The following is a 25,804-nucleotide window of genomic DNA, read 5'->3' on the forward strand; positions in this document are numbered from 1 at the left end:
ACTGTTCCGTGATCTTCTGCCAAAGCTCGTTTCGAAGGCCGCATCATGAAAAGGAGACCATGTCTTAACGGCGCTTCAGTCGCCTCAGCATCGCCAACGTCAGCATAGGCACCTGTTGGCGGGGAAATGCGCCAGCCTCATTTACCCGTGCTGAAGCCACCATGGCCGCCGACATGTTCGCGAGTCGAACGCCCCGAATTACTCCGCAACGCCGACATCATCGATACCGCTTAATCCGAGGATGGCCGCGATGCCCCTGCCGGACCGGCTCCAGCACTGCCACGTCGCCATGTTTCACCGTCCAAAGCCGGCACGGATATGTCGATCGGCGAGCCAGGCATGGAGCGGCCGATGCCGTACTGCTTGCACCACCGTCGGATCGCCTTGTCCGTCTTCTCCGCGAGGGCGCAGGCTTTTTTGACGTTTGTACCCTTGCCCTTCCTTATCAAGGAGTGGGCCATGGCCCGAGACCGCCGGCGGCGGTCGGTTCGCTGCTCGAGAAAAGCATCTCATCACGGCACCACTCTTGAATAAACGGAAGGACAGGCGAGTTTTCCAGTATGGAGGAAATCATGTCCGTACCCAACGAGCCTATCGTTCCGCCGCCAGCGCCGCCGATCGGCAATCCCGAACCTGAGCGAGATCCTGGAGAGACTCCGCCGCCTGATGGCCCCGAGCCAGACGACGGCGACGATCCGATGACGCAAGCTGACGCCCAGGAGGCCCAACGAAGCCCGACTTGGGGACTGCTCTGCCGCGGCGTTCAGGTGCATGCTGCTGACTGAGATCATGCGACGTTCTTTCTGATGGGAGTGAGCTCCTCGTCCTTGGGCAGATCCGCTTGATGATTGCAGGCATAAGATCGATCACCTCTGCCAGCGACGAACTCGTCCAGAATCGGTTGCTTGTCGGCCTGGCAGCTCGATCGAGCCGACCGTCGTTGGGTTGTCAGACGAGCGACTGTTTTCACCGATCAGGCCTACTTGAGTTTTCAATGATAACACCAAGGCCATAGGATTCGCAGGCGACGCTGCAAATCCAAAATGCTCATAGAAGGCCTTGGCCTCATCGGAGATCGCGTGAACCAGAAGGCCGCGAATACCCATGATATGGCGTCTTGCAACAGCGCGGCTCCGATTCCTTTTCCCTGCCAGTTGCAATCGATGGCCAGACGGCCAAGGACTGCCATGGGAACCGGGTCGGGCATGTTGCGCCGGATCGCTCCCGGAGCGTCCGCAACCGCCAGCGCTCCCGATGAGAGGCAGTAATAACCGACAAAGCGCTCGCCCTCGCAGCCCACATTGGTTCGCGATGCGCCGTTGACCTGATTGGCCCGCGCCCTGCGGCGCAGCCATTCATCAAGGCTGTCGTGCCCGCTGTCGAATCGCTGGAGATCGTGCGCTTCGCCGAGAAGCGTCGGTGCAGACAACATTACGGCTGCCAGGGTTTGGGAGCTTTCATCAACCGTTCGAAGCCTTCGCTATCTGGCGGCTGGTCGAGGACGGCGAGATAGTGTTTGTAGCTGTCAGGATCGACCCGCACCAATGTCTGATCGAGAAGCGCGTCTTCTGCGGCACGGCGCGATGCGTCGATCATGAAATCCGAACGGGTTTTCCCGTGGGCCTTGGCGGCGCGGTCGATCAGGACGCGAACGTCCTCACGAACCCTCAAGTTAACGGCGCGGGTATGGGTATCGGTGGCGTTTTTCCTGGTCATGGCCTTTTCCTTCAAGGCCTTATACCACCAACGGGTGTATCTATTTCCTGCGACGTTGCGGGTTTATCCCCAGAGCCTCCCTTTCGGTTCGTTCTGGACATGGGCGCTGATCGCTTTCGATCGGAAGCCCGGCTTTCACCGCTAGACAAGAAACTGGCGACGCCAGTTCCTCAATCCCAACGCCTTCGAGAACGCGCCCGCCGCATTGCGGGCGCTAGTTGAGTGATCCAGCAGCCCGGGATCGCGCCTCTCGCCCACGAACCAGCAAATCCGCGCATTTGGAAAGGCGAACACAGGGCACAAGCTCATCTGCGTGCCGCCAATATTCGGCGGCAATGACGATCGTTCGCGTGTTCTCAATCAAATCCGCTGGATCGACGCTTTCCCGCGACCCATTCGTCGAGCCCCTTGAGCATTTTGCGGGGCTTCGGCTCCTTCAATTGCAAATTATTGACTGAGAGCCTGAGGGGCACAGTACCTCCGCTCAAAGGTAAGCTCGCGAAAAGAACACCGCCGTCGTTAAAAAGGCCACCGCGAGAGTTAGCAGCCGAACCACCGATGATGGCAGCCTTCGTCCGATATGCGCTCCGATCCACCCGCCGATAATGGCTCCAATCGTCATGGGAATGCACTCCTGCCATACGATTGCCCCGGCAAGTACGAAGACGATGACGGCGACTGCGTTGGCGGCGGTTACCATCACCATTCTTGTCGGATTCAGGCTCTTGATGTCCCCGCCCCCGAGCGCGCTCCACGCCGCAAGCATCATGAGACCCACCGCGCCGCCAAAATAGCCGCCATAAAGACCGAGAAAGAACTGAACCGTTGCGAACGCCAGAACACTCGGACGTGCCTGCGTCTGCAACTGGGCGCTGAGCCTCGGACCTGCAGCGAGCATCAATGTCGCCACCAGCAAAAGCCATGGCAGGATACCATCGAAAATCCTCGAAGGGGTTAGCAGCAATAGAATGCTTCCGGCCACACCACCCATCACCGTCACGACAGCAATGGGCACGACATTGACGCCGCACACACTCCTAACCCCATCACGGTAGACCCACGAGCTCGCCATACCGCCGGGGAACAGGGCTAAGGTGCTTGTCGCGTTTGCGGCTACCGACGGCACTCCGACCGATATCAGCGCCGGCAGGGATACGAACGACCCGCCGCCCGCCAACGCATTCATGCTGCCTGCTAACAAGCCAGCAAGGAAAAGAAGCATTATATCGTACATGTTCAGGTCGCCTTAGCACCCAAGCCTGATTTCGGCCGAGCCTTTTGTCCAATACCGCGGTCACATTGCCGTACGACGTTGTGCGTCCATAAGAGTCCGCCCCACGACTAGTATCCTGTCATTTCGAGATATCCGACGCCTGACATTGAACCCCTGAGATCTATCGGCCCCTCCCAGTATGGCGTCGATGTCGCCATCCAGGACTGGTCATTCAACGGTTTGGTTCTTATATCGAGCGACTTACCTGGAACGCGTATTCGCCATTCCACCGGTATCTCTCGCCCCTTGACTGTTGCCTTCCGCAAAGGCTCCAGTTGAACCTCTTCTTTCGACAGGGGTGTCGTTCGCCCGTCCGAGGATATCCAGTTCGCGGAGATGAAGCCGTCCTTATCATCGCGAAGGCGAAAGGCCATAAGCTTCTCGCCAGAGTCGAAATGTAATGAGAACCAGTCCCAGCCTGTCTGGTTTGAGGCGAGCGGCTGAGACGACCACTCCCGATCCAGCCACGCTCTCCCGGTGACCTTCACCGGGGATCCGGAGATCGTGATTGCGCCGGAGACCTTGTAGAACGGTTGCGAGTAGTAGTAGCTCGCCTGCCCGCCTGATGACTTCACAGAAAACCCGTTATCACCCTGCAGCACGAGCGGGCCGTCGGCGCCAAGGTTCAAGCCAAAGCTGAAATCCGTCCCGCTCGCAGTCACCGAAAGATCCCTAAGGTCAAAGGCGCTCTCAGTGGAACCAGTCATCTGCCAGTCGTCGATCCATGCCCGAAACGGCGTGGCCTCGACGCCTGCCTGTCCAACGCCGCCCCGGCCCAAGCGCTCGGCGACGAACTGGTGAGACTGGGTGGTAATCGCCGCATGCCCGATCCATAGCTGGGGATCTGCGAAGCCTGGCCTTTCTTCCGGAGCCAGAGCGGATCGAAACAATGTCCACTGCGCCCCATACCGCTTGCCATCCTGACCCTTGAGGTTGGCGGTGACATACCACCACTCAATCCGATAATCCGGATGAGCGCCATGATCGGCAGGAAACGAGAGATCGCGTCCACGCTCCGGGATCGAAAAGCCCTGTGCATCCGATCCCAGTCCGGCGAACCCCTGCCCCGACGCCTGTTCAGCCAGAGAGACCATAGCCACTGCGACAAAGGCGGATGAAACTTTTCTAACGTTCATTCGCGAAAATCCTAAGCAGGTCTGCAGGATTGATCGTGGCCAGGCGCCTGACGGGCACCAGCACCGACAAGAACGCCGCCAGCAGCGCAATCGCTCCCAGCCAGAGCCAGTCGATCGGAAAGACCATCATCGGCAAGCGCCACCCGAAAGCCTCCACGTTCACAATCGAAAGCAGCACCCATGCCAGAGTAAGACCGACCGGAATCGCCGCCAGAAATGTCACGAGCCACAGCGCCAGTGTCCGGGCAATTTCGTATAGAGCCAGATCTCGACGCCGCACACCGATCGCCCAGACTGGTGCAAGCTGCGGAAGCCGAATTCCAGAGAGGGTCAAGAGGCTTGAGAACATGGCAAATCCCGCCACCGCCAGCGTGAGGACGTTCAGTGCACCTGTCACCTTAAATGTCTGGTCGAAGATGGCTCGCGACTGTCGCTTGAGTGAAGCCTGGTCGACGATCGCTGTCTCAGGCAGACCCAATTCCGCGACTAGCTGAAGTTTCAGGTCCTGGGCTTGCTCGGGAGGCACGCGGACGCCGTATCGGTGCTTCGGCACATTCGGGTAATGATCAACCAAGGTATCGATGCCAACAATTACCTGCCCGATGGGGTTTCCGTAGTCTGAATAAACGCCAACTACGGTAGCAGTCCACCCACCCGGCATAACCAAAGGCTGGCCGATCTTAGCTTGACCACGACGCCACATCTGCTCGTTGACGAGAGCGCCCTGCCCGTTAGCAACCTTTCCCCACACGTCCTTATCGGAAGCGATCAGTGGCCAGTGCTCCCGATAGGTCGGATCATCTGCGACGCCAAAAATCTGGACCTGCTCACCTGAGACCTCACCGTCGACGCTCCAGATCGGAAGGACTGCTGTGGCGTGCCGCTGAAGCCAAGTCCGCAGTCGCTCGGACTGGTCGTCATCCTTGGCGGTCACGTATAGCTCTGCGGCCAAGCGTTGATCAAGCCATCCGATAAACGTCAATCGGAAACTGGAAACCATCGTGCTGACACCAATGTTTGCCGACAATGCTAGAAGAAGGGCCATTAGGGCCAGCGACAGCCCCGGCAGCTGTATACGGGTATCTGCCCAGAACCATTCCATAAGAGCGCTTCTTGCGAACTGTTGAGCCGTGATCAGGGTAACGGCAATAAGCCCTGGCAGTATCAGTGCCGCTCCGAGAAGCAGGCAAGCGAGTACTGCAAAGCCCGCGACAAGGCCGGACCCGGCTATTGCAAGGAGGGCTGCCAATATTAGCAACGATCCGCCAGCTCCAGCCTGATAAACCAGCGAGCGCGCTGATGCTCTCGCCCACGCCCTTGGTTGAGCCGCTGCGAGGATCGGCAGTGTCCAGACGCGCCAAAGGCTCTGTGCCGAGGAAACGCCGGTCCCTCCAAGAGCGATCGCCAGTCCCGCTAGCCACCATTCGGGCCGAATTGACAGCGAGCCCGACACATTCGCCCCATACAAGTTCCGCAAGGTGGCAGCGACACCCGGCATCAAGAGCCAGGCGATGATGTAGCCGAGAATAACCCCGAGAACGCCGGAAACCAGGGCCAGTATCGACAGTTCAACCACGATCATGACGGCCAGAGTCCGAAGGGAAACACCAAGAGATCGCAGTGTTCGAAGGGTACCGCGACGCTGTTCGAAGGTCAGGCCTGTTGTGGAGTAAACGATGAACAGACCGACGACGAACGACAGAAACCCGAAAGCGGTCAGGTTAAGGTGGAAGCTGTCCGTGAGGCGAGAGACATCCGGCTGGTCGGCCGGTTCGCGAATGGTCAGCCCCGGCGCTATTTGTTCGAGAGCTTGAACTGTAACCCGCTGCTCGGGAGCTATGACCAGACGGTCGATCTTTCCATGTTTTTCAAGCAATTTGTCCGCTACGGAGATGTCCACGAAGGCAGCGCCGTCTGGGACGTTGCCGTGGACTTTGACGGCCATTTCCGTGTTGCCACGCAGCCGCTCGGCAGTCGCGGCGGATACCAAAAGAAGCCCAGTGGTGGAAAAGAAGCCGGAGAGCTCCGCACCGTTTGCGATGGTCACGCCCGAACTACCCCTGGGCATGGTCAGCGGCTCGATGCCGACCATTCTTATCCGCACCGGCCCAAAGCGATAGTTGCCCTCGATGACAGGCGAAATGTTCAGGCCTGCTCGGCGAAGGCGTCCATATACCGCGGTCGCAATACCATCATCCTCCTTGGCAACGATCTGCCGAAGGCTTCCTTGCTCGAGAACCGATGATGCCCGTGCGTAACTTGCCCTAGCCTCTGCATTGATTGCTTGGACGCCGGACCAAAGCGCCGTTGCGAGGGTTATTCCCATGACCAAGGTGAGCAGCTGAAGCGGCTTTCGGCGCCAGTGCGACAGCAGCGCTGCGAAGGCGACGAGGTTCATTCGACAATCTTCCCGCCGCGAAGAACCACTATTCGATCCAGACCGCCTGCAAGCCTTGCGGAGTGAGTCACAAGCAGAAGAGCGGACCTCGCGGTCCGTGACAGACTGACCATAAGATCTAGGACCCTGTCTCCGGTCTGCTCATCCAGGTTGCCCGTTGGCTCATCCGCGAGAATGAGTGGCGGCCGCGCGGCCAAGGTCCGCCCAATCGCAACGCGCTGTTGCTGACCTCCAGATAGTTGCTCGGGGTAGCGGCTGATGTAATCACGCAGCCCCAATTTGCCAATCAGCTCCATCTCCCAAGCAGGATCAAATCGATCGGCGAGCTTTGCGTGGAATGAGATATTGGCAGCGACCGTCAGCGAAGGGATGAGATTAAACTGTTGAAAAACCAAGCCCACCTGGGTTCTACGGTAATGAGCGCATTCATTCTCATTAAGCTGCCGGATGTCCCTTCCGTTCATGACGATGGATCCACTATCCGCGCGATCCAGGCAGCCAGCCAGGTGCAGCAGCGTACTCTTGCCACTGCCGGACTCTCCCGTCAGGGCCACGCTTTCGCCAGAGGCCACCTGAAGGTCGACCCCCTTTAGTATTTCGATTAGCCCCTCGGCCGTGGTGTAGGATTTTCTGACGCCTGAGAGGGTAAGGATCATGTCGGTCTCTTAGTCAGGGATTCGCAGAATGCAACGACCTATGGGTGACCTAAGAATTTATTCGGAGGATCACAAGACCTTGGTCCGAAACGTTCACCTTTGAAGGGCCAAGCCTACCACGTTCGCCGCGACCTACCGCTAACTGGGATCGCTTCAGCTCGTAGTCAGCGTGGCCCCACGACGAACCAAGGAGTCGATACCTAATCGCCATGTCAACTTGCGGTACAGTAGAATTCCAAGCTTGAAGAGCGACGGAGAACAGTCGTTCGGCCGCTGGACCAAGCGAGCCGCGGCAAGATGGGCATGATGACCCAGCTCGCACGGTTAATATCCATGCCACATCGCTGGAGTTCGTGCAGAGTGAGCACCTCGAAGCATCGAGATTAGATATGCTGCGAAACCAGCACAACCTGCCGAGAGTACCGCACCGCAAAGCGTCATCATCCACAACAGATAAGGGATGGCGCCCGCATCTGGTCACAATGCGATGTCAATAGGCAGATCCGAATGGCTGGTTTGTCACTCTATGCTTTCAAAACTGATCGTGACTACCCTTGTGTCGCTTGTGCTGGTGGTTACCGCTTGCTCACACCCCGAGCCGCTTCAGACATCCACAATTGCTCCGGTCGCTTCGACGGCAGTTCCGATCACCGACCAAATGGTGATTGCCGAAACCGTGGGACGGGCCACGGTCGGTTCTGATCCGCTAGCGTGGGCTAACCCGTCCACTGGCAGCGCTGGGGTTATCGAGCAAGTCCGGCCAGGCACAAACAATCCAGACGGATGCCGCGACTTCGTCACAAGCAAGCAGAGTCTTGAGGGCGTGACTCGGTTCAATGGTGTCGCTTGTCCAGCAGATGGATCTTGGAAGCTAAACGGCTCGGGCTTGCACTAGGAACCCAAGTTGGATCGGGTTCAGCGATTCCCTCACGCTGGCGATAGTAGTCTCGCCACCGGACGATCGCAGGTACCGCTACCACTTCCAGGGGACGCGGCTGTATCGCATACCCCGATGTCCATGGAATAAAGGCATTCTAAATCCCGGTTTTCAAACTGGGCTACGCCTTGCACCACGGCCGAGGCGTTGGCGGGCAGCTGGTCTCTCCGCAAATGAACGGCACGGCAAGGCCCTCGCTGATCAGAATGCTCCCGACGTCCCTCCCATCGACAAGCAAGGTCCCGCAGTAGCGCCCATGGTTGCATATCTTCGTACCCTCGGTGCCCGGCGCACAGGCACATGCGACTTTGGTAAGCCGAGCACTGCCATGGGCGACAAGCTCCCGAAGCCGTGCCGATGCCCGCTCCCCCAGTTGGCGCTCGTATTCGCATTGGGGCGAGAACTTCTCCGGTGTGTTGAAGCCAACCAGGCGCGTCCCTACCCGCTCTCCCGAAACGTGGACTGTATCGCCATCAGTGATCGTGAATACCTGCTTGGCCAAGACCGACGCAATGGGTGACGGCCGGGACGCGCCTTCGAATGCGAATTCGCCCATCTCGAATAATGAATAGAGGAGCCCAGCTGACGCAACGACAGCCACGATCATCGTGTCGCGGAGAATTCTCCTGCGCCACCATGCGGCCTCTCGTGACAGGAACGACCGTGCGTGACGTTGGAAGCGCCTGCTGTCCAGGGTCGTTCGCTGTTTCTGCGGCGCTCCTCGAATACCCGCACCTTCACCGCCGAGAATTTGGTGTAACTTGGACAACTGCCTGTCGCTCAAGCGCGTCTTGCTGCCACACCTCTCCAACCTGGCGAGCACGTCCGACAGGAAGTTCCGTTGCCACGGAGTGAGTGTTGCCTGGGCGAGCGCAGTTCGAATGCTGCCTTTGAGATGTTCCGTCTCGAACAGAACGAGTACCGCGCCACCCGGCTTCGAGTTTGAGGTGCCCCGCATTTTAGTGAGACGGCTCCGCGCGTCGGGTCGATCTCTTATAGTGAACCCAAATGGCCGCGATGACCCCTATCATGACGATGCCATACCAGCTTAGCAAAAGCGCAATCATCCATCGATGCTGGCCGACAAGAGCGAAAATCGCTGCGACAATGGCAACGTGGGCTATGAGAAGTCCAATCGAAATGAATAGCACCGAGCACAACCCTTGTTAGTGTTTTCATTCTAAACAAAACAACCAACGCCTCCAAGACGAACCTGCGTTCAGCATGAAAGCTGGTAAATGGGCGGTGAAAGTGAATGTTTCGCCGAGTCCCTGTTCCGATCCAACCAGAAACTGCCGCACTGGAGGTTGAAATCTCATCAGAATCTCATCATTAGGGCATCCAGCCATCGGCCATCATCGCAACAAAGGCCGATGCAGCTTAGGGCGCTCCGATGTCAAATCGTAGAGCGCCCGCTCCTTTCCTACGGTATACCTTCACGCCTGGTCACGTCAGGTAACCAATCGTCAATTACGGATTCCGAATATACGCGTATGGTGCTCTTTGGGGATTGCGATCCCTGCCTTGGGCGGTCGAGAACATGGACTGGGACGCAACCTCTGCATTCGCACCCGTCGGGCTGGTTCTGCGCGGCCAGCCAGTTCACAGGATAGTCCGCACCCTCGGCGACGCGGCATATATGCTGCTCAAGGACTGGCCCACCGATGACGGCGAAGAATACGTCACTGCGGTGAAGGCTTGCGTCGACGCGATCAGCGGTAAGATCGCTCCAGAGCAATTTCGGGTCGCATTCCTGCGTGCGGCCGATGAGGCGGGTATCACAGCTCTAACCGTCGTCCAGCAGCCAGTGCCCGTGCGGAGACCAGTCGCGTCGGCGCGATCCTAGGCAGGTCCTCATTTCAAACTAATACTCGTCTGTCAGCGTATCGTTGCCCTTGCGAAATCGTGCCGCGGGCCTGCCCCAGGCAAACGAGCTTTGGCAATCATAGCTTTGCAGGGCCCTTCAAAGTCCTCGCGAATAAAAAAGTCACACTCCGGCCGAAGGCAGCCCGGACGATCCCAGCCGCCTCACCCCGAGCTGTGCTTGGCCGAGGAGAGCTATGCAAACATGTTGGGGCCGATCTCCCCGCTAACCTCGATGATCACATCTGCGGGAACATGGTTCCTCCCGGCGGCGGCGAGAATGGCTTCAGTGTTGGGCGCCTCGTAAAGGCAGTAAGTCTTTTTCCGGTCCGCGCTGAGAAAGGAAAAAATCCACTTCACTCCTTCCTGGTCGTTGATCAGGTTGATTTGCTCGACCCCTTCTTTCGATAAATCGAGTTGCTCTGCGAAGTTTCTTTCAATGATGTAGCGTGGCATGACGAGACCTTCTTCCCACTAAAAGCAGCGAACTGCTGGTCCTAATGAATCGTTGGCTTCAGTCGCTGTTGCAGCCGGACCATTCCCAGTTCGGCCGCGGTTGACCGGGCATGCTCGAATAGAGACATTGCTCTCTTTATTGCGGCCCGGCTACCAATTTTCATTAGGAAGTCCGCATAATCTGCCTGTGTGTGCGCGAGCCACGGCCGCGAGCCGATGGCCGAGTTCATCTCGAGCGCGTGCTCAAAGTGCTTCGGCGCTCTGTCGAATTCACCCAGCGCGGCGGCCAACACTCCCAAATAGCGGCTTGCCGCGCCGAAGCAGACGGTTGCCATACCTATTGTGACGGTCATCTCCTTGTAGTCGAGCATAAGCTCATAGAGGGTCTGAGCAGCATCCGCGTCGCCGAGACCGGCGGCGACTTCCGTCAGGAACGAGAGAGACGCGCTTCGTTTACCGTCAATCGGAAGAGCGAAGCGGGTGCGGGCGAGCTCGCTCAGCCTCCGCTGGGCCGCTTCCCGATAGCCCAGATCAAAGGCGACCAACGCAAAGCCTGGTAACCACGTGACTTCCTCCGGATTCTCCTCGATCAACAATTTCATGATCGGTGCGACCTCCGACAGGCGGCTCTGCTCCCGCCGGATCGCGAACATCTGCATTCCATAGACGCCCTCGGCCGCCTCGCCAAGAGTACGCATGCCCAGCATCAGAGCTTCGTCAGCAAGCGCCTCTGCGGCGGTGAATCGTCCATCGAGGATAGCCATCATCGCTCTTGCGATACGAGCGTAGAACTGGATGTTGAGATGCTGCCGCTTGGTCCCAAGTTCGTCTAGTGCGTCAACCGCCCGATCGGCTCGGGCGCGATCGCCGAGCTCGGTAGAGACGTACGCCTCAACTGAAAGCGCACGGCTTTTCACATCGTCGTCGTCTATCTCATCCGCGAGGCGTCTTATTTCATCTACGCGAGCGAGCCGGTCGTTTCTCTCCCTGACGGACTTAACCGGTGCCGGTGTTAGGAATGGCAGAGCGGAGAGCTCCACTAACGCAGTTTTATCTCCGACCCGTCGGGCTAGTTCGATTCCCTCTACAACGTATTTTGCGGCGTTATTGCTGTCGCTCAGGTAGGTGTATCCCCGCGCAAGGCGGCTGAGAAGCTGGCACCGGGAACTCTCATCTGCTGGTTGAACCATCGTCAGGGCTTCCTTGAGAAGCGGCACGGTTTCGGCAAGCGAGTTCGAGGAGAGGAATTTGGAGCCGTCGAGACCGATGACTGCGCGAACAAAGGCCTGCGTGTCGGCCCCTTCGCGTGCCAATTGCGCAGCCAGCCTGTATTGCGCCAGCGAATCCGTCATCCGGCCAGCAGCAAAAAGGGCGTCCCCGAGCCTGAGGATCGCGGCGAGGAGATTCGTTCGCCGGACAGGTCCCTTGGGTATTCGCTCTGCGATCGCCAGGGCATTCTGGAAATGGTCGACCGCCTCATAGTTGGCTGACCTTGCAAGGGCACGTTCTCCAGCCCTCATCCAGAAGGGAAACGCGAGCTCAGTCCGCTGCGCTTTCTCGTAGTGCTGGGCGATGAGCTCGGGTTGGGTGGCAGTGACGTCGTCATACTGGTCGACGAGAACCCGTGCGATCTCCTCGTGGAAATGTCGACGGCGGCGGTTTAGAAGTGATTGATAGGCTGCATCCTGAATGAGCGCGTGGCGAAAAACCAGAGCATCCTGCAAGACGCCGTCTTCAACGACGATCTGGCTGGACTCAAGCTGATTCAGCGCCTTCTCGAGCGTTCGATCGTCGACGCCTGCGACCTTTGAGAGAAGGCCCCGATCAAATTCCCTGCCTATCACGGCGGCAATTTGCGCAATCTCCTTGGTCGTCTTCGCTAAACGGTCGAGACGTGTCATCAGCGAGCCCTGCAGACTGTCCGGGATCTCAGCGTTGAGCGACGACGCCTTTCCGCTCTCCACGACAGAGCGTGTGAGCTCCTCGATGAACAGCGGCACGCCGTCGGTTCGCTCCGCGATCCTTTCGGCAAGCTGTTCGGGAATGTCGGATACCATTGATTCGATGAGTTCGTGCATTTGCTGCCTGGTCAGGCGCCCGATGGAGAGCGTCGTCGCCTGCGCCAGTCCGCTCGCCCAATCCGCTCTCCATTCCGGGCGATGGGTCACGACGACTAGGGCTGCGATGCCATGAAGCCGGCTGACGAATTCCCGCAGCACTTCGCTGGTGGATGGGTCGATCCAATGCGCATCTTCGAAGACCAGGAGCACCGGTGCGATCTTGGCCGCAAGCAGCAAACGATTAGCCAATGTCCGGACGAGAAGTTCCTTGCGTTGGTGCGCGGAGAGATCCGGCGGTCTGAACTCGTCGCCCAAGTCGAGCGACAGCAGCTCAGCATAGATCGCGCCAACTTCGGAGGGACTTTCGCCATAGCGGCGAACTAGGGCGCGAAACTTTTCGAGACGAATGCACCGGTCATCTGCCGGGTCGAACGAAGCGACCCGGCTCAGTCGCTCGACAATCGGGTAGAAGGCCGAGGTCGCGTGATAGGGTGAACACTGCAATCGAATGAGTTCATGTTGCGTCCCTTGCAGGCGCTCTTCAAAAGCTTCGACAAGGCGCGATTTCCCGATGCCAGCCTCTCCCGACAGAAAGACCGCTTGGCCCTGCCCCGACTTCGCCAACTCCCACCGTTCGAGCAGAAGGCCGATCTCACTAACGCGGCCGACAAATTTCGAAAGTCCGCTGGCATGCGCGGCTTCGAAACGGCTATCCACCGCTCGCTGACCTCGGACTTCGAACATCGCAATGGGTGAGACGAAGCCTTTGAGGTCCTGCCCGCCGAGGCTCCGGATATCGAACGACTGCCCGGCGAGGCGGCGGGTGGTGTCTGAGACCACGATCTGGCCAGGGGCGGCTGCGCCCTGCAGGCGTGCTGCCAGGTTTGGAGTGTCTCCCGCGATCGATGCACGCTCCTTCGCGCTGCCGTCGGTGTCGCCAACGACCACGTGCCCGGATGCGATGCCGATGCGAGCCTTCAATTGCTGCGCGTTCGGAGACTGCAGGGCGTCGACGGCGGCCATTGCTTCGAGGCCGGCCCGGATTGAACGCTCAGCATGATCCTCGTAAGCCATAGGCCATCCGAAATAGGCAAGCACGCCATCTCCGAGATATTTGGCGACGTAGCCTCCGAACCGCGTAACTGCGCTGGCAACGCTATCCTGGTAACGACGTATCAACTCGTGCATGTCTTCAGGATCGAGCTGCGCAGACAGCGCTGTCGATCCGACCAAATCGCAGAAGAGCACGCTGAGCAGTCGCCGGTCAGCCGCAGCTTCGGACGCGGTTTCGGAAGCGGCTGAAGCAGGGGGCTGTTCGGCTAGGCGTGGCTGCGCAAGTCCATTGATAGCAGCTAGAATAATCTTCCGGTGACCAAGCGAGACACCGAGCTCCTGGAGGTCGGATTCCGCGAGATGAGGAAGCGCCCGAAGATCAACGTCATTCTTGACGAAGGCTTCAGCGTACTGGCCGAGACCGAGTTGACGGAGCCAATCCTCAATCGTCTGCATCGACGTCCATTCCGCTTGCGCCTCCGGAATTCATCAGCCTGAATTCATCAGCGACATCGGCGGCTCAATCTTATATTGCGCGCGGAGGCCGTGGGACACTGCCGTGTCGATGCCAAGCCCACCATAGAACGCCTGTAGGGGCGGTTTCGTCGGGTCGCCGACCGCGTCGCCATCGATGAAATCGTTCGCAGCCCTAGCCGAACTGGGGCCGAGGCGCAACGTGATGTAGTAAGCTTGCAGTGTCGCTCAGTCCGCTGCCGCGACACTAAGACGTAGAAATGGTTAGCTTTGTATGGGCTGCCTTGGCTATTTTCCCGGATTGGGGATACTAAAATCCATGCAACAATAAATCAATTAGCTCTTAAGTAATATGACTAGATAATCCGGGTTATACAATAGGGGAACTTTCCGACCGACCAGAGCCGCGCAAGTCCTTGGGGTCCGACGTTAGACTCGATGCACCACTTTACGGACTGATCGAACCATAACTTGGATCAAATTTCAATGGAATGACCTAGGCGAACGACGAGCGTCTGTTCATGAGCGCTCGTTGAGATTACCACGACGGGCGTCTCGTTCTGGTTTCGGGATCCAACCACGGGTAGCCCCCTCTGCTAAGGAATGAGTGCGCGACCGCTAGTTGGCTTCTCTCCTGCAAAAGCGGTTCGATCGTGGCGCGCGAATCGCCGTCGTGCCAGGAGAGTGCCACATCGACGGCGTCCAACTGCTCCGAGGTAGTATGTTGTATCGGTGCAATGTTTTCGACCTTCCGAGATGCTCCTTGGCGAGCGTCGATGAACATGCTCATTCAATTGGACGCTCAAAATCGCACCCGTCTTGCCGGGCGTAGGAAGCGAGGGGTAGCCATTGCCTATTGACCTTAGGTCGTCCCACGCCAAAGCATCACGATTTCGATTTCCGCCAGCCCGACGCCCACGCTTCAAATTCCGAGCAGAACCACCGCTCTCCATACTTGGGGCTGATCTTCGTCTCTGCGTAGCGTCGCTGCCCCGGCACATGGAAGATGCGCTCGCCGGTGGCGATGCTGACATTGCCCTTGATTTTGCACGATTGTCCCGAGCCGCCTGAGACGCTCCATGAGGCCAGCAAGTCGCTCGCGGTCCAGCCGCCGGCTGCACCAAACGCGAGGGCGCCGATGAATAAGCCCGGCGCCTTGAACAGCACCGATTTCTTCTGCTGATTGCGATAAGCCGGACGCATGCCCCCAATCTCCGCCATTTCGCGCGAAATATCGTAGCCGCGTTCGCGTATGGCGAACATTTATCAAAAAGGGGTATCTCGCCCATTCCGACCTGCGGGCCTAGCCTTGAAATTTAGATTCTGCTGCGTCTTAACCGCTTGGAACGAAAAGGAATTGCCAGAAACTCAATGATGGTTGCGAGCTCCGTTCGGCCCTCACGGCTCGCGCCAAAGACTTTACCGAACGATCACGCACCCCTGGGCGTAGAGCCGTTGCTGCTGTATTTCGAAATCCTGATCAATGGTGCTGACCCGGGCATAACCGATTTTCGTCATGTGTCACCTCAAGCTTTAGGCATGAGGCTACATGATCTCGAGGAAGATGGCGATGTAGGGGACGGCATGCGCAAGAGAATGGAATTTCGCCCAAGCGCCACGGTAGCGGATTTGGATGAGGGATCTCTGGAATGTCGATCTTGCTGAGAAGTTTGTCGCTGTTGGCTGGAATAACATTGGCGGCGCCTGCCTCTAGCAGTTGTTTGAGCGCTAAAGAAACCAAACAGGGCGTGCTGCTTACCAGAGAAGTACCTTTCTATTCCGTGTTCTACAAGCCGGACGGTCCGGGTCTCACCGAACAACGGCTGATGGAGCGTAACCATTCACTGCAGCCGGTGTCGGCTGTATATTTGCACCCCTTGCTCGTCGAAAAGAGGGTTAGTGCCAGCGGGACGCATGAGCTGAAATACGCGAATGCGATTGCGTTAGAGGATCTACCAAAGAAGAAGAACTGGCAATCCGAGACGACACTGTTCATTAATGGCCAAAAATCCGTTTCGGGCGCTACTGTTATTAGGTTCGACGGCTGGGGAGAGGAAACTATTGCATCTTGTTCTTACAAAGTTTGGGCCATCAACAGCCGTCTCGAACTGACGGAATTGCCTCCGATTATTTTTGAACAATACTATTCCCCCGAGCTTCGTCTCGTTCTTCGTTCGGTAAGGCTGAGCCCCTCCAACAAGCCGTTGAGCGAGGTTCGATTTGATCGGTTCCAAATTGGCTGGGGCAACTGATTGATCGTGAGGTACGTGTTACTGGCGGCCGACGCTTATCGGGCGTCGGTGATTTTCATCCAATGCTTTGAACCTCGGTCTTGCCGCATATTTCAAGGCCAAAGCTGCTATTGACCGAGTTCCGGAAATACGTGGGATTCCCTTTGCCCGCGAGGGCAGCTCATCTAGGCCAAGTACCTGAGTTTGGTTGCGGGGGAGGAATTGAACCTGCGGCCTGGTTATGAGGCGCCCGCCACTTCCGGCCGGAACGTTCAGAACGCGCCAGAATGGGCGCAAGGGCTGTAAAGCAAAAAGGGCGCTCGACCCTTGCGGGGAGCGCCCTTATCCTGTCGGACAACGAACAATTCGACGACGTCGATACCGCGCGCATCCATTTTTCAGGCAGGGCAGGTATATGGACCCTTTCCGCCGGGGTTTCAAGAGGCGGTTCTGCACGACAATTGACCCCAAAACAGGATGATTTTAGGCCGGGTCCGTCCAAAATCTGAATCCTGTTCTAAATTAAAGAGTTAGAGCATGAAGTCGTCCGAAAACCGCTCACACTTTTCGCCATCATGCTCTAGTCGATCAAGAGGCGACCCCGGTGAGCGGATTGACCACAGGTCGTTCGCTTTTGTCCCTGACGCCAGCCGGCTGCACCGCCGGCGGCGCCATCGATTCTGCGTCTGCGGGCTCCGGCTTGTCGGGAACGGCGCCGACATCTTTGGGGCGCCGTTGCTCGGGCTTTACGTTTTGATCATTCGTCGACATTGTCAGTCTCCTTTCCAGCAAGAAGTCACGGCCATCGACATGGTTCCGACGATGGTATGGAGGATTACCGATGCTTGACAGGTTTCTATCGCAGGGGCCTCAGGATGCGCGCTTCACGATCCTTCTGGCGCATGGTGCCGGCGCGCCGATGGATTCGGCATCGATGACAGCAGCGGCAAATGCGCTCGCCGACGCCGGCTTCCGTGTGGCCCGTTTCGAATTCGCCTATATGGCCGCCCGCCGCACCTCGGAAGGCCGCAAGCCGCCGCCGCGGGCCGAAACGCTCAATCCCGAATACGAGGCGGCCATTGCCGAGCTCGGCGCCAGCGGCCCGCTTATCATTGGCGGCAAGTCGATGGGCGGCCGGGTTGCCAGCATGATCGCCGACGATCTTCATCGTCGGGGAAAGATTGCCGGCCTGCTCTGCCTCGGCTATCCCTTCCATCCGCCCGGCCAGCCGGAGAAACTGCGCACCGGCCATCTCACCGGGCTGACGACGCCCGCGCTGATCTGCCAGGGAACACGCGACGAATTCGGCACGCGGGACGAGGTGCCGGGTTACGATCTGTCCGACAGAATCGAGATCCTCTGGCTCCAGGATGGCGACCACGACCTCAAGCCGCGCAAGACGATCTCCGGTTTCTCCAGTGCCGATCACCTCGCCACGATGGCGAAGGCGGTGAAGGCATGGGCCGAACGATTGCCGGTTTGAGCATCACCATTCCCGGCGCCGGCAGGCGCCGTCGTCAGGCAGCAAGCTTCCTGACATCGATGCGCCGGTCAGTGGCGGAAACGGTGATTTCGAAGTGGTCGGCCTGCACCACGTCGCGAATATTGCGCGGGCGGTGGGCGACGATGGCCACTCCGCCTTTCAGCCGGACACTGTCATAGAGGATACCGGCGCCGCCGCTCGAGCGCACCTCTTCCCCCAGCACTTGCGACGCCGCATAGCTGGTGCCGTCATAGACATGGGGCCGCAGCCTCTCTTCGCCGCGAATGTCGAGGTAATCACCAATCAGGTTGGCCGAATAGCTTCGATAGGTGCGCGCCATCGTCGCGACGCCGCGCGCGAGCGCTTCGCGCCTGAGATGATGGCCAACTTCGGCGGCGGCTGTGCGGAGATCGTCGGCTGCATACCAGGCACCGAGATCAGGGCCGTTGAAGCGCATTCCTCCCGGCGCAACATGCAGGAATGCCGCCATGACAATACTGGCATTGGCAACGCCATAGACCCATTGGTCCTCGGGAAGCCGTTGGATGCGGTCGGCGACGAGCCGGTCGTTGGTCCAGCCGACGAGCTCCATCACGGCTTCGAGATCGGCCACCCTCGTCACCGTCTCAAAAAGTCCGATAGGCGGAAATTGCGAGGGGATCAGCCGGTACGATGGACGCGGCGCCTGGGCAAAACGATCCCTCACCGGAAGACGATGTCCGTATCTTCGTAAGGCGTGAAGGCTTCGTCGAGCATATTTGGCTGCATGTAGAGACCACCGCGCGCGCCATCGAGAAAGCGGCGTACAGTCATCAACCCGTCCTGGGTCCCGTTCGTCAGAATATCAAGCGGCGGATGCCCGCTGAAAAGGAGCGCCTGATGCGGAGTGCGCAGCCAGGCGACGCCGGCGCGTTCATCCGAAAAAAGCACGCCGAGTGCCTGATGGATGCCGAGCACGGCCGAGATGCGGGTCAGCGTATCGACATCGAGCGTGAAAGCGCCGTGCTCGCGCGCCTGTTTGGCCCAATTGTGGTAGGTCGACCTAGAGGGATAACCGAGCACGAGCAGACGCTGCTCTTCCGTCAGCCCCCAGAGATCGGCGATCGCCAGAAAGGTTCGCAGGGCCGGGGCGCTCAGCCTCTTGCGGTTTGCCGGAGCAAACCGCTCGGTTTCCAGCCGCTGTGGCCGCTGGCCTTCTCGTTGCTCCCGTCGCGCATGTTGCATAAGGGCCTCCTGTCTTGAATTAGACATAGTCCAAATCTGGGCACTCAACAAGCGAATTTAAAGAGCTGGTTCTGCTGACCACCGATTTAGCCGTCACCATAATCCAGGCAGCAGCCGGTACCGGACCTTGCGGCGGTATTCGTCATAACCCGGCAGGTCTCTTGTCAGATGCTTCTCCTCGTCCAGCAGCCGCGCAGCAATTCCGGCAAAGGCAGGGACGAATTTCACTGTCGCTTCCGTCGCCCAGATCCTTCTTCTGATCCTGGTCCGATCTCCGCTACTTCAGGAAACCTCACCTGCCGCCTCTCGGATAGTCTGCATCAGGATCGATTGCGGCAACGACGGCACGGCATCGGCGCGCATCGTCAACCCGACCGGCCCCTTGGTCTCGCCGGTATCGATCGGCAGAAGCGCCAGCCGCCCGTCGGCGACATCGTTGGCCACCACGCCGTTGGAAATGATCCAGATCGCATCGCTTGCCCTGAGGAAAGCGCGGCCGAAGGAATCCGACACCGTCTCGATCTGGTTCGGCAGGCTGGAGACGCCGTTGACGATGAGGAAATTTTCGACCACCGGCCGGATGATCGACCCCCGCGTCGGCATCAGCACCGTATAGTTGCCGAAGCCGGCAAACAGCAATTGCCGGCCGTCGAGCAGCGGATGGCCGGCGCGCACGGCAAACACCACCTGCTCGGAATAAAGATGTTCGAAGGAAAAGCCCGCCATCTTCTCGGCGCCTGCCAGACGTCCGACGACGATATCGAGATCGCCGACGCGAAGCTGTTCCAGCAGTACCGCGTTCTCACCAGTGACGATCTTCACCCGGCTCCAGGTCTTCTCCTTGAGGAAGAGTTCCATCGCCCGCGGCATGATGCGCGATGACACCGTCGGCAGTGCGCCGATACGAATCGGCGGCGCATCGGCGAACTGCTCCTGCGAAACGGAATCGAGACCCTGGCGCAGCGCGGTCAGCGCAGCGCCAGCGTGCCGCAGGAAGACCTCGCCGTACCGGGTGATCTTGATGCCGCGGCCATCGCGCTCGAAAACATCGACACCCAGCACCTGTTCCAGTTCGCGGATCGTCTTGGTGACTGCCGGCTGGCTGACATGCAGCAATTCGGCGGCCTTCATGACGCTCTTCTGCCGCGCCACCTCGACAAAGGTTTGCAGATGGCGGAACTTGACCCGGCTGTCGATCATCGTTCGCATAACTCCAAGGTTATCGAAACGCCAATAAATATCATTTTACTTAACCGGATCAACCAGTCAATTTCACCATTCAGGAGGAGAGTGACGTGCAATTCGCCCGCATAAACGACGTGACGATCCACTATCAGGTCATCAGCGCCCCCGCCGACAGGCCAGTGATCGTCTTTACCAATTCGCTCGGAACGGACTTCCGCATCTGGCGCGACGTCGTGGTACGGCTTGCCGGTGAATTTGCCATCGTGCTTTACGACAAGCGCGGCCACGGCCTTTCCGATGTCGGCCAGCTCCCCTCATCGATCGAGGATCATGCGACGGATCTCGCCGGCCTTCTCGATCTGCTGTCGGTCAAGGATGCCGTCATCTGCGGCCTCTCCGTCGGCGGCCTCATCGCCCAGTCGCTCTATCACCGCCGACCCGACCTGGTCGGCGCACTGATCCTTTGCGATACCGCCCACAAGATCGGCACTTCAGAGAGCTGGAACGCCCGCATCGCCGCCGTCGAGAAAAACGGTATCGGCAGCATTGTCGACGCCATCATGGAACGCTGGTTCACACCCGCCTTCCGCCGGCCCGAGAACACCGCCTATGCCGGCTATTGCAACATGCTGACGCGCCAGCCCGTCGAGGGTTATGTCGCCGCTTGCGCCGCGATCCGCGATGCCGACTTTACCGAAATCGCAAAGACGATCACCGTGCCGACGATCTGCATCGTTGGCGACCAGGATGGCTCGACGCCGCCCGATCTCGTGCTTTCGACCGCGAAGCTGATATCAGGCGCTCGCTACGAAGTGATCCGCGATTGCGCGCACATTCCCTGCGTTGAGCAGCCGGAGGCGCTGACGGCGATCATCCGCGCCTTCCTCACATCCATTCCGCCTGGAGAAGTCCGCCCATGAATGAGACCGCGTCCTCCTCCGAACGTTATCGCCAGGGCATGGCGACCCGCCGCGCCGTGCTTGGCGACGCCCATGTCGACCGCGCCGCCGCCACATCGACGGAGTTCGACCGCCCCTTCCAGGAACTGATCACCGAAGCTGCCTGGGGCCATGTCTGGTCGCGCCCGGCGCTGACGAAGCGCGAGCGCTCGATCATCACGATCGCTCTGCTCGCGGCCCTCGGCCAGGACGACGAGGTCGCCATGCATGTGCGCGCCACCGCCAATACGGGGGCAACCCGCGAGGATATTTGCGAGGCGCTGCTGCATGTTGCAATCTATGCCGGCGTTCCCGCCGCCAATCACGCGATCAAGATCGCAAAGCAGGCTTTTGAACAGATGGACGCCGAAAAGGCGGCCTGAGGGAGAAAAATGTCCGAACGACCGAACCGCAAGCCCGAGACCGGCGGCTTCTTCGCCCGCGACCGCGCCTGGCATGCGCCAGCGCTGACCCCCGGCTACAAGACCTCGGTGCTGCGCGCGCCGCAGCGCGCGCTGCTCTCTCTCGACGGCACGATTTCCGAGACCACCGGTCCGGTCTTCGGCCATGCGATGATCGGCGAACTCGACAACGACCTGATCCTGAACTACGCGCAGCCCGGCGAAAGTGCGATCGGCGAACGCATCATCGTCCATGGCCGCGTGCTCGATGAGCGCGCCAGGCCGGTTGCAGGCGCCTTGGTCGAGTTCTGGCAGGCCAATGCCGGCGGCCGCTATCGCCACAAGAAGGAAACCTATCTGGCGGCGATCGACCCGAATTTCGGCGGCTGCGGCCGCGCCATCACCGACGAGGACGGCCGCTACCATTTCCGCACCATCCGCCCCGGCGCCTATCCCTGGCCGAACGGCATCAACGACTGGCGTCCCGCCCATATCCATTTTTCGATCTTCGGGCATGGCTTTGCCCAACGCTTGATCACCCAGATGTATTTCGAAGGCGATCCGATGATCTGGAAATGTCCGATCGTCGGCACGATCCCCGACAAGGCGGCGATCGAGCAACTGATCGCGCCGCTCGACTGGGGCAACACCATTCCAATGGATTCACGTGCCTATAAATTCGATATCGTGCTGCGCGGCCGTCGCTCGACGATGTTCGAAAACAGACTGGAGGGCAACTGACCATGCAGCAGCTGGGCTACCTCAAGGAAACCCCGTCGCAGACGGCCGGTCCCTATGTCCATATCGGCCTGACGCCGAATTTCTGCGACATAACGGGCGTCTACGACACCGATCTCGGCATCGAGATGGTCAACGACAAGACGCTCGGCGAGCGTATCACCGTCACCGGCCGGATCTTCGACGGCGCCGGGGCGCTGGTGCGCGATGCGGTCATCGAGATCTGGCAGGCCGACAGCGCCGGCCTCTACAACAGCCCGTCGGAAATGCGCGGCGCCGCCGACCCCAATTTCACCGGCTGGGGCCGCTGCCCGACCCGCGCTGAGGACGGCGTCTACAGCTTCGAGACCGTCAAGCCCGGCCGCGTTCCCTTCAAGGACGGTCGCAAAATGGCCCCGCACATCACCTTCTGGATCGTCGCCCGCGGCATCAATATCGGCCTGCACACACGCATGTATTTCCCGGAGGAGACGGAGGCCAACGCCGCCGATCCGCTGCTTTCCCGCATCGAACATCGCGAGCGCGTCGCAACAATGATCGCCACGCGCGACGGCGCGACCTGTCATTTCGACATCTATCTGCAGGGTCCGAAGGAAACGGTGTTTCTGGATATCTGAGGGCCAGCCGCGCAAGTCGCTTGTTCACAGGGCTCTGTGTAGGTAGCGTCCCCCTCACCCTACCCTCTCCCCGAGGGGAGAGGTGGCGGCAGCCGGATGAGGGGGCCGCCACCACAAACCGAGACGCTCATGACCGCATCGCCCTTCGACCACCCCTTCCTCTCCGGCCTGCTCGGCGACGATGAAATCGCGCCCTATTTCTCCGCCGCGGCGGATATCCGAGCCATGCTCTCCTTCGAGGCCGCGCTCGCCAAGGCGGAAGCCGCTCATGGCCTGATCCCTGCCGAAGCGGCAAGGCGTATCACTGACACCTGCGCTGCCTTCTCAGCCGATGTGCCCAGTCTTCGATCGGCGACGGCAAGGGACGGTGTCGTCGTTCCCGACCTCATCAAGCAGCTGCGCGCTGATGTCGGCGAGGAGGCGGCAAAAAGCCTGCATCTCGGCGCGACCAGCCAGGATGTCATCGATACCAGCCTGATGATCCGCCTGAAGGCCGTCGTCTTCCTGTTTGCCGGCCGGCTTTCCACTATTGCCGCAGGACTCGATGCGCTCGACCGCCTGTTCGGCCGGAACCAGCTGATGGGTCATACCCGCATGCAGGCGGCGATCCTGATCACCGTCGCCGATCGCCTCAATGCGTGGCGCGCACCGTTGACGACCTATCGCGACCGCCTGACCGAGCAGAGCTTTCCCGTCCAGTTCGGTGGTGCGGCCGGCACACTGGACAAGCTCGGATCGCACGCCTCCGCAATCCGCGCTTCGCTGGCCCAGGAACTCGGCCTCACGGACGCACACCAATGGCAGAGCGGGCGTCTGCCGATCGCCGATATTGCCGGCCTGTTCGCGTCGATATCGGGCAGTCTCGGCAAGATGGGGCAGGATATCGCGCTGCTTGCCCAGGCCGGCGATGAGATCGAAATCTCGGGCGGCGGCACCTCGTCGGCGATGGCGCACAAGCAGAACCCCGTTTCGGCCGAAGTCCTCGTCTCGCTCGCCCGCTTCAACGCCACTGTTCTATCAGGCATCCACCAGTCCCTCGTCCACGAACAGGAACGCTCCGGTGCTGCCTGGACGCTCGAATGGCTGCTCCTGCCGCAAATGACGATGGCAACCGCCGCCAGCCTGCGGCTCGCCGGGGAGCTTGCAGGAAATATCAAGAGGCTTGGAAGGGCCTGATCCAGCACCTTTGCATGTAGTGCCGGAAACCGGTTATGCAGAGTGCAACGAAATCAGGAGCAGCCTTGTGACCTTTCCCCTCTTCGACCTCTCCGGCCGCCGCGCCCTCGTCACCGGCTCCAGTCAGGGCATCGGCCGCGCATTGGCGGTCGGGCTTGCCGAGCATGGCGCTTCGATCATCATCAACGGCCGCAACGCGCAGAAGGCGGAAGCCGCCGCCGAGGATATCCGTCGCAGCCATCGCCATGCCGTCAGCGCCGCCTTCGACGTCACCGATGCCGAGGCCAGCCGCACCGCCATCACCTATATCGAGGCGGAGATCGGCCCGATCGACATCCTCGTCAACAATGCCGGCATGCAGTTTCGCACACCGCTGGAGAACTTCCCGGTCGATAAATGGGACGAGATCTTCAAGACCAACGTCTCCAGCCTATTCTATGTCAGCCAGCCGGTCGCCCAGGCAATGATCTCACGCGGCCGCGGCAAGATCATCAACATCGCCTCCGTCCAGGCCGAACTCGCCCGTCCCGGCATCGCGCCCTATACCGCCACCAAGGGCGCGGTGAAGAACCTCACGCGCGGCATGGCGACCGACTGGGCGAAATACGGCCTGCAGATCAATGCGATCGCGCCGGGCTATTTCCGCACCCCACTCAATCAGGCGCTCGTCGATGATCCCAAGTTTTCCGGCTGGCTTGAAAACCGCACGCCGGCCGGCCGCTGGGGCGAGGTCAAGGAGCTTGTCGGCGCTGCCGTCTTCCTAGCCTCGGATGCCTCCTCCTTCGTCAACGGCCACATGCTGACCGTCGACGGCGGCATCACCGCCTCGCTCTAGAACAGGATGATTTTAGGCCAGATCGGCCTAAATCTGAATCCTGTTCTATATTATATGGTTAGAGCATGATGTCGTCCGAAAACCGCTCACACTTTTCGGCATCACGCTCTGAATTCGCATCATCCGAGTTTGGCGATGGCACGCAGGTTATCGGCCGTCGTTGTCGGGAATTCGAAGAATTCGAGATAGGCGGGGATCTGTTCGAACAACATGTCGGTCCCAACCTGAAATGCGCAGCCGCGCGCCCGCACGGCCTCGAGAAAAGGGGTTATCTCCTTCGTCATCACGACTTCGCCGACGAAGGTCGATGGGGAGATGCGGTCGATATCGATTGGCAGCGGGTCACCCCGTCGCATTCCGAGAGGCGTTGCGTTGACGACAATGTCGAAACCTGTCGGATCGGCGGAGCCGACCGTCACTTCAAGATGCGGATAGTATTTCTTCAGCCTGTCCAGCAGCGCGGTCGCGGTCGTCTCGTTGGCGTCGAAGATCGCAAGATGGGCGACGCCCGCCTGTGCCAACGACGCCGCGATCGCCGAGCCGACACCGCCGGCACCGGCGATGAGCGCACGGGCTCCTTCAACCTTTTTGCCCTTGCGCAACACGCCTCGAACGAAGCCCTCGCCATCGAACATGTCACCGATCAGCCTGCCGTCCGAACCGAGACGGACTGCATTGCACGAGCCGGCGACTTTCGCGTTGGTCGACGTTTCGTCGAGCAGCGCCATCGTCGAAATCTTGTGCGGCATCGTGATGAGAGCGCCGTGGATATTGGATAGCCGGAACAGAAGTTTCAGAAACGCCGGATAGTCCTCCGGCCTGCAGCCCATCGGCACGACGACGGCATCAATTCCGGTCTTCTGAAAGTAAGGATTGTAGATCAGCGGCGCCTTGAAGGACTCCGTCGGATAGCCGAGGTGAGCGATGAGTTTGGTCGTCCCGGTGATCATGTGG

At 59.6% G+C, this 25,804-nt stretch carries 25 protein-coding genes and 1 pseudogene; 11 read left to right on the top strand and 15 right to left on the bottom strand.

Annotation, left to right across the window (positions count from 1 at the left end; all coding sequences use genetic code 11):
- Nucleotides 1-572: 572 nt before the first annotated feature.
- Nucleotides 573-785 (top strand): hypothetical protein, encoded by a 213-nt coding sequence (locus MOV76_RS08810; RefSeq protein ID WP_165403074.1) that lies wholly within the window; start codon nt 573-575, stop codon nt 783-785.
- A 204-nt stretch (nt 786-989) separates the two neighbouring features.
- On the opposite strand, the pseudogene MOV76_RS08815 reads toward MOV76_RS08810, so the two are convergent.
- The 6 genes and pseudogenes from MOV76_RS08815 to MOV76_RS08840 form a co-directional block, all read right to left on the bottom strand.
- Nucleotides 990-1,432, bottom strand: a pseudogene (locus MOV76_RS08815) (GNAT family N-acetyltransferase); the annotation flags it as partial.
- Nucleotides 1,432-1,716 (bottom strand): DUF1778 domain-containing protein, encoded by a 285-nt coding sequence (locus MOV76_RS08820; RefSeq protein ID WP_130653719.1) that lies wholly within the window; start codon nt 1,714-1,716, stop codon nt 1,432-1,434. The gene MOV76_RS08820 and the pseudogene MOV76_RS08815, both read right to left, overlap by 1 nt.
- A gap of 484 nt (nt 1,717-2,200) precedes the next feature.
- The gene (locus MOV76_RS08825) at nt 2,201-2,950 is read right to left on the bottom strand and encodes a sulfite exporter TauE/SafE family protein (RefSeq protein WP_065276505.1); all 750 of its coding nucleotides are present in this window, start codon (nt 2,948-2,950) and stop codon (nt 2,201-2,203) included.
- Nucleotides 2,951-3,057: 107 nt separating this feature from the next.
- Nucleotides 3,058-4,125 carry a lipocalin-like domain-containing protein gene (locus MOV76_RS08830; RefSeq protein ID WP_130719159.1) on the bottom strand — a complete coding sequence of 356 codons (1,068 nt, stop codon included), beginning with the start codon at nt 4,123-4,125 and terminating at the stop codon, nt 3,058-3,060.
- Complete coding sequence (locus MOV76_RS08835; RefSeq protein WP_247264348.1) at nt 4,115-6,523, bottom strand: ABC transporter permease; 2,409 nt, start codon at nt 6,521-6,523, stop codon at nt 4,115-4,117. The genes MOV76_RS08830 and MOV76_RS08835 overlap by 11 nt, the downstream gene beginning before the upstream one ends.
- A complete protein-coding gene (locus MOV76_RS08840; protein ID WP_018246323.1) occupies nt 6,520-7,179 on the bottom strand; it encodes an ABC transporter ATP-binding protein in 660 nt (219 codons plus the stop codon). The genes MOV76_RS08835 and MOV76_RS08840 overlap by 4 nt, the downstream gene beginning before the upstream one ends.
- Nucleotides 7,180-7,837: 658 nt before the next feature.
- Here MOV76_RS08840 and MOV76_RS08845 point away from each other — a divergent pair.
- Entirely contained in the window at nt 7,838-8,074 is a 237-nt protein-coding gene (locus tag MOV76_RS08845) for an RT0821/Lpp0805 family surface protein (RefSeq protein WP_245308411.1), read from the top strand.
- 1,582 nt (nt 8,075-9,656) lie between these two features.
- Nucleotides 9,657-9,962, top strand: coding sequence for a DUF982 domain-containing protein (locus MOV76_RS08850; RefSeq protein ID WP_131704153.1), 306 nt, complete (start codon nt 9,657-9,659; stop codon nt 9,960-9,962).
- 212 nt (nt 9,963-10,174) lie between these two features.
- On the opposite strand, the gene MOV76_RS08855 is transcribed toward MOV76_RS08850, so the two are convergent.
- From MOV76_RS08855 to MOV76_RS08865, 3 genes are all read right to left on the bottom strand, one after another.
- Entirely contained in the window at nt 10,175-10,435 is a 261-nt protein-coding gene (locus MOV76_RS08855) for a DUF4242 domain-containing protein (RefSeq protein ID WP_018246314.1), read from the bottom strand.
- Nucleotides 10,436-10,476: 41 nt separating this feature from the next.
- Entirely contained in the window at nt 10,477-14,004 is a 3,528-nt protein-coding gene (locus tag MOV76_RS08860; protein WP_018246313.1) for an adenylate/guanylate cyclase domain-containing protein, read from the bottom strand.
- A 903-nt stretch (nt 14,005-14,907) separates the two neighbouring features.
- A complete protein-coding gene (locus MOV76_RS08865; protein WP_018246311.1) occupies nt 14,908-15,285 on the bottom strand; it encodes a hypothetical protein in 378 nt (125 codons plus the stop codon).
- 386 nt (nt 15,286-15,671) lie between these two features.
- Between MOV76_RS08865 and MOV76_RS08875 the strand changes: the two genes are divergently transcribed.
- Nucleotides 15,672-16,274 (top strand): hypothetical protein, encoded by a 603-nt coding sequence (locus MOV76_RS08875; protein WP_018246309.1) that lies wholly within the window; start codon nt 15,672-15,674, stop codon nt 16,272-16,274.
- A 567-nt stretch (nt 16,275-16,841) separates the two neighbouring features.
- Here the strand turns inward: MOV76_RS08875 and MOV76_RS08880 are convergent.
- Nucleotides 16,842-17,024 carry a hypothetical protein gene (locus MOV76_RS08880; RefSeq protein WP_018246308.1) on the bottom strand — a complete coding sequence of 61 codons (183 nt, stop codon included), beginning with the start codon at nt 17,022-17,024 and terminating at the stop codon, nt 16,842-16,844.
- A gap of 70 nt (nt 17,025-17,094) precedes the next feature.
- Here MOV76_RS08880 and MOV76_RS08885 point away from each other — a divergent pair, with 70 nt between their 5' ends.
- Nucleotides 17,095-17,736 (top strand): alpha/beta family hydrolase, encoded by a 642-nt coding sequence (locus MOV76_RS08885; RefSeq protein WP_018246307.1) that lies wholly within the window; start codon nt 17,095-17,097, stop codon nt 17,734-17,736.
- A gap of 34 nt (nt 17,737-17,770) precedes the next feature.
- Here MOV76_RS08885 and MOV76_RS08890 read toward each other — a convergent pair whose 3' ends face one another.
- From MOV76_RS08890 to pcaQ, 4 genes are all read right to left on the bottom strand, one after another.
- Nucleotides 17,771-18,442, bottom strand: a complete 672-nt coding sequence (locus MOV76_RS08890; protein ID WP_018246306.1) for an RES family NAD+ phosphorylase — start codon at nt 18,440-18,442, stop codon at nt 17,771-17,773.
- Entirely contained in the window at nt 18,439-18,960 is a 522-nt protein-coding gene (locus MOV76_RS08895) for an MbcA/ParS/Xre antitoxin family protein (protein WP_018246305.1), read from the bottom strand. Before MOV76_RS08895 ends, MOV76_RS08890 begins: the two co-directional genes overlap by 4 nt.
- A gap of 93 nt (nt 18,961-19,053) precedes the next feature.
- Nucleotides 19,054-19,188 (bottom strand): hypothetical protein, encoded by a 135-nt coding sequence (locus tag MOV76_RS08900; RefSeq protein ID WP_018246304.1) that lies wholly within the window; start codon nt 19,186-19,188, stop codon nt 19,054-19,056.
- A gap of 54 nt (nt 19,189-19,242) precedes the next feature.
- On the bottom strand, nt 19,243-20,160 hold the full coding sequence (gene pcaQ / locus MOV76_RS08905; RefSeq protein WP_247264349.1) for a pca operon transcription factor PcaQ: 918 nt from the start codon (nt 20,158-20,160) through the stop codon (nt 19,243-19,245).
- 95 nt (nt 20,161-20,255) lie between these two features.
- Between pcaQ and pcaD the strand changes: the two genes are divergently transcribed.
- The 6 genes from pcaD to MOV76_RS08935 all read left to right on the top strand — a co-directional run bounded on the left by pcaD (nt 20,256) and on the right by MOV76_RS08935 (nt 24,850).
- Nucleotides 20,256-21,065 (top strand): 3-oxoadipate enol-lactonase, encoded by an 810-nt coding sequence (pcaD, locus tag MOV76_RS08910; RefSeq protein WP_130729819.1) that lies wholly within the window; start codon nt 20,256-20,258, stop codon nt 21,063-21,065.
- Nucleotides 21,062-21,466 (top strand): 4-carboxymuconolactone decarboxylase, encoded by a 405-nt coding sequence (gene pcaC / locus MOV76_RS08915; RefSeq protein WP_018246301.1) that lies wholly within the window; start codon nt 21,062-21,064, stop codon nt 21,464-21,466. Before pcaD ends, pcaC begins: the two co-directional genes overlap by 4 nt.
- A 9-nt stretch (nt 21,467-21,475) precedes the next feature.
- On the top strand, nt 21,476-22,225 hold the full coding sequence (pcaH, locus tag MOV76_RS08920; RefSeq protein ID WP_018246300.1) for a protocatechuate 3,4-dioxygenase subunit beta: 750 nt from the start codon (nt 21,476-21,478) through the stop codon (nt 22,223-22,225).
- Between the two features lie 2 nt (nt 22,226-22,227).
- The gene (gene pcaG / locus MOV76_RS08925) at nt 22,228-22,839 is read left to right on the top strand and encodes a protocatechuate 3,4-dioxygenase subunit alpha (RefSeq protein WP_018246299.1); all 612 of its coding nucleotides are present in this window, start codon (nt 22,228-22,230) and stop codon (nt 22,837-22,839) included.
- A gap of 129 nt (nt 22,840-22,968) precedes the next feature.
- Nucleotides 22,969-24,015, top strand: coding sequence for a 3-carboxy-cis,cis-muconate cycloisomerase (locus tag MOV76_RS08930; protein ID WP_247264350.1), 1,047 nt, complete (start codon nt 22,969-22,971; stop codon nt 24,013-24,015).
- A gap of 67 nt (nt 24,016-24,082) precedes the next feature.
- Entirely contained in the window at nt 24,083-24,850 is a 768-nt protein-coding gene (locus tag MOV76_RS08935) for an SDR family oxidoreductase (protein WP_026188745.1), read from the top strand.
- A 119-nt stretch (nt 24,851-24,969) separates the two neighbouring features.
- Here the strand turns inward: MOV76_RS08935 and MOV76_RS08940 are convergent, their stop codons facing one another.
- Nucleotides 24,970-25,800, bottom strand: coding sequence for a shikimate dehydrogenase (locus MOV76_RS08940; RefSeq protein ID WP_247264351.1), 831 nt, complete (start codon nt 25,798-25,800; stop codon nt 24,970-24,972).
- Nucleotides 25,801-25,804: the final 4 nt, after the last annotated feature.

It is taken from the genome of Rhizobium sp. PRIMUS64 (assembly GCF_023006465.1).
GTDB lineage: Bacteria > Pseudomonadota > Alphaproteobacteria > Rhizobiales > Rhizobiaceae > Rhizobium > Rhizobium leguminosarum.

Coding starts and splice junctions, on each gene's coding strand:
- MOV76_RS08810 (WP_165403074.1), top strand. CDS start 573: ATGTCCGTACCCAACGAGCCTATCGTTCCGCCGCCAGCGCCGCCGATC.
- MOV76_RS08875 (WP_018246309.1), top strand. CDS start 15,672: ATGTCGATCTTGCTGAGAAGTTTGTCGCTGTTGGCTGGAATAACATTG.
- pcaH (WP_018246300.1), top strand. CDS start 21,476: ATGTCCGAACGACCGAACCGCAAGCCCGAGACCGGCGGCTTCTTCGCC.
- MOV76_RS08830 (WP_130719159.1), bottom strand. CDS start 4,125: ATGAACGTTAGAAAAGTTTCATCCGCCTTTGTCGCAGTGGCTATGGTC.
- MOV76_RS08940 (WP_247264351.1), bottom strand. CDS start 25,800: ATGATCACCGGGACGACCAAACTCATCGCTCACCTCGGCTATCCGACG.
- pcaC (WP_018246301.1), top strand. CDS start 21,062: ATGAATGAGACCGCGTCCTCCTCCGAACGTTATCGCCAGGGCATGGCG.
- MOV76_RS08855 (WP_018246314.1), bottom strand. CDS start 10,435: ATGCCACGCTACATCATTGAAAGAAACTTCGCAGAGCAACTCGATTTA.
- MOV76_RS08865 (WP_018246311.1), bottom strand. CDS start 15,285: ATGTTCGCCATACGCGAACGCGGCTACGATATTTCGCGCGAAATGGCG.
- MOV76_RS08930 (WP_247264350.1), top strand. CDS start 22,969: ATGACCGCATCGCCCTTCGACCACCCCTTCCTCTCCGGCCTGCTCGGC.
- MOV76_RS08880 (WP_018246308.1), bottom strand. CDS start 17,024: ATGTCGACGAATGATCAAAACGTAAAGCCCGAGCAACGGCGCCCCAAA.
- MOV76_RS08845 (WP_245308411.1), top strand. CDS start 7,838: ATGGTGATTGCCGAAACCGTGGGACGGGCCACGGTCGGTTCTGATCCG.
- MOV76_RS08835 (WP_247264348.1), bottom strand. CDS start 6,523: ATGAACCTCGTCGCCTTCGCAGCGCTGCTGTCGCACTGGCGCCGAAAG.
- MOV76_RS08850 (WP_131704153.1), top strand. CDS start 9,657: ATGGACTGGGACGCAACCTCTGCATTCGCACCCGTCGGGCTGGTTCTG.
- MOV76_RS08825 (WP_065276505.1), bottom strand. CDS start 2,950: ATGTACGATATAATGCTTCTTTTCCTTGCTGGCTTGTTAGCAGGCAGC.
- MOV76_RS08860 (WP_018246313.1), bottom strand. CDS start 14,004: ATGCAGACGATTGAGGATTGGCTCCGTCAACTCGGTCTCGGCCAGTAC.
- MOV76_RS08885 (WP_018246307.1), top strand. CDS start 17,095: ATGCTTGACAGGTTTCTATCGCAGGGGCCTCAGGATGCGCGCTTCACG.
- MOV76_RS08840 (WP_018246323.1), bottom strand. CDS start 7,179: ATGATCCTTACCCTCTCAGGCGTCAGAAAATCCTACACCACGGCCGAG.
- MOV76_RS08895 (WP_018246305.1), bottom strand. CDS start 18,960: ATGCAACATGCGCGACGGGAGCAACGAGAAGGCCAGCGGCCACAGCGG.
- pcaQ (WP_247264349.1), bottom strand. CDS start 20,160: ATGATCGACAGCCGGGTCAAGTTCCGCCATCTGCAAACCTTTGTCGAG.
- MOV76_RS08820 (WP_130653719.1), bottom strand. CDS start 1,716: ATGACCAGGAAAAACGCCACCGATACCCATACCCGCGCCGTTAACTTG.
- pcaG (WP_018246299.1), top strand. CDS start 22,228: ATGCAGCAGCTGGGCTACCTCAAGGAAACCCCGTCGCAGACGGCCGGT.